Origin of the sequence: Vibrio sp. 10N.222.49.C9, assembly GCF_041474985.1 — a bacterium.
Lineage (GTDB): Bacteria > Pseudomonadota > Gammaproteobacteria > Enterobacterales > Vibrionaceae > Vibrio > Vibrio crassostreae_C.
The window spans coordinates 1-431 of sequence record NZ_JBFRVD010000234.1; the positions used below are offsets into that span (position 1 = coordinate 1).

The 431-nt window shown below is 47.1% G+C and carries 2 protein-coding genes; both read right to left on the reverse strand.

Annotated features, from left to right (window positions below):
- The coding region (locus AB4585_RS22910; protein WP_372171107.1) for a hypothetical protein at nt 1-251 on the reverse strand (251 nt) is incomplete at its 3' end.
- On the reverse strand, nt 248-431 hold a 184-nt coding region (locus AB4585_RS22915), incomplete at its 5' end, for a hypothetical protein (RefSeq protein WP_372171108.1). The genes AB4585_RS22915 and AB4585_RS22910, both read right to left, overlap by 4 nt.

Here is a 431-nt window from a genome sequence, read left to right on the forward strand (position 1 = left end):
GGCGTGTACTGCATCGCATACTTATACTTCGCCCAGTCCTCCTCCGATAAATACCAATTTCTCGCCTTCACCTTATCTTCAGCCGTCAACTCGATCTCCAGACCATCAACGCGATAATCCACCTTCGAAGTACCTAACTGACTATCAACAACGCGAATTGATTCAACTTCCAAAGGAGCCACTAAACGCTGCTCCGAAGCCACCACGAAACCTGACAGCAAACCCAACAGAAGAACACTTACCTTTCTCATTCGGACACCACCAGATTAACCATTCGCCCATCCAACTTATGACGAGCCACCAAATGCTCTTTATTCACTTCACTGACATACCAGTGGCCAAAAGAATTGCCGCTCACCAACTGAATTGAACCGGACAACCCATCAGTGATGATAGCGATATTACGACCTCCAATATCAACCACCTGCTTC